Origin of the sequence: Rubripirellula obstinata, assembly GCF_001642955.1 — a bacterium.
Lineage (GTDB): Bacteria > Planctomycetota > Planctomycetia > Pirellulales > Pirellulaceae > Rubripirellula > Rubripirellula obstinata.
Window position 1 is genome coordinate 1 of record NZ_LWSK01000263.1, and the last position, 1,843, is coordinate 1,843.

2 protein-coding genes are annotated in these 1,843 nt (G+C 52.8%); both read left to right on the forward strand.

Translation table 11 applies throughout. The features are described from left to right. Window positions 1-624 (forward strand): hypothetical protein (locus RC85_RS28775; protein WP_238383240.1); only part of this gene is annotated, 624 nt, incomplete at its 5' end. Between the two features lie 1,013 nt (window positions 625-1,637). After that, the coding region (locus tag RC85_RS28780) for a hypothetical protein (RefSeq protein WP_238383241.1) at window positions 1,638-1,843 on the forward strand (206 nt) is incomplete at its 3' end.

Consider the following 1,843-nt stretch of genomic DNA (forward strand, 5'->3'; position numbering starts at 1 on the left):
GGACCGCATCGCAATGGTGTGTTGCGGATAACCATTGCATGCACCGGAGTGGCGGCCGCACACTTTTCTCTCTGCTTGCACGTCAAATCCCGCCACCTCGGTGATGCATACCGTTATCCGACTGAATCATTCGTGATGAGATCGAATCCATACAGCTCGCCTACTTGCATCCCTTGTGATCTTCACACACTTCCCGACAAACGATTTGTCGGAATGTCGGTCGTGCTTGGGGTGTTCGCCATCCAATATGCCGCGCGGTATCTGCCGCCAGTGCTGAACCTCCACCCATCGCAATACATCTGGTACTCCGGCTTCTACGCGTTACCCACAGTTGCAGTTCTACTGGCTTCAATTGCAATATTCTTCGCTGAACTCTCTCGGAAGGCATCGAAAAGACGAAGTGTCCAATGCCTTCTGACTGTCCCTCTACTAGCCACTTTTCTCTTATTGTACGTTTCACTCAGCGATATATGGGTCTTCTGGACTAACTTGACACGATTTGATCGTATGTTAATCGCTCTGCATTGTGCTTTTTGTTCGTTTGTTTGGTTCTATTTCTTCGCGTCGATCCGACGATTTCGACATCTGCATAACGAATTGCATAGCAGTGCGACTGACGCGTAGAGGGATGCCGGGTGTTCATGATACGTTTGCTCATGCAAGAGAAGACTGTCGTCCCGTCAAGTCTTCGGGTGGCGAGGCCTATGTTTGATTACAGTCCGCCTCGCACCCAAAGTAACGGATAACCATCGCATGCACCGGAGTACGGCTTGCACGCTTTTTTCTGATGGTAAACTTTACTCTCCGTACCCGGTGATGCGGGACGTTATCCGACCGGGAGTACCCGGTTTACGCTTTACGCTTCAACCAAACACAGGATGCAAAATCAGGCTTGAACGTTCCGCCAGAACTCCGGTTCCAAGGATTTGAATTTTCCCTAACCTCGAACGACTAAGATGATTCTAAGACTTCTCCCCAATGCAAACTGCACTCCCTCCCTATAATCGCGGATAACCATGCGATGTTGACGGAGTGGCGGCAACGCTCCGTCCTCTGCTTGCAAGTCTTCTCTTGCCACCCGCAAATCGCTACCGTTATCCGACTGAGCCGCGGACACTTGCTGCCCGCCTCGCGCCCTGCGGGGCACAACCTACGCCTCGATTGGCTGATCGCTCAACTACTCGAACGCTTGGCTCTGCTCCATTTACTTGCGACTTGACTTCCCGATCGTTACTCTGGACCGAACTGGTCGATTCCAACGGTTGCTCGCGTCGCGGGTCACCGACGGGGCGGGACGCCGGACTAGGCAAGATCAAAGCACGCTATGATTCGATCCGCGATTCCGAAGACCTTTACCGCGATTCTAAACTTGTTCATGTGGCGACGTCCCGTCGATGTTTTCTGCTCGCGCAGGTGATGCTCGTTTCACACCCATGTTTTCGCATTGTCTGTTCTCGCTTTTGCCCCTCGGGCCTGTCGCAAGTTTTCATCGTATCCCATGCCGCCGGATAACCAAAGGATGCACCGGAGTGGGGCTTGCGGCTGCTTTCTGATGGTTACCTTTTCCGTCCCCACCCGGTGATCCTAGACGTTATCCGACTGAAATTCCCTCGTCTCTCTGCTTCCAAAGGTTAAACATGTTTCGCCGAACACTAATCGCTGTCTCACTTGCAGTTCTACTCGCCTCGAACACCATTGCGGATGAGGGACAGCCACCGCACCTTCGTAACGAAACGCTGATAGTCGCCAGAATTGGCGACTCCAACGCTTTCACCGCGTACAGCAAGCATTCTGGGAAATGGTCTACCCATGCTTTTGCGGAAGGCGCGACCGTTGTTCCGGT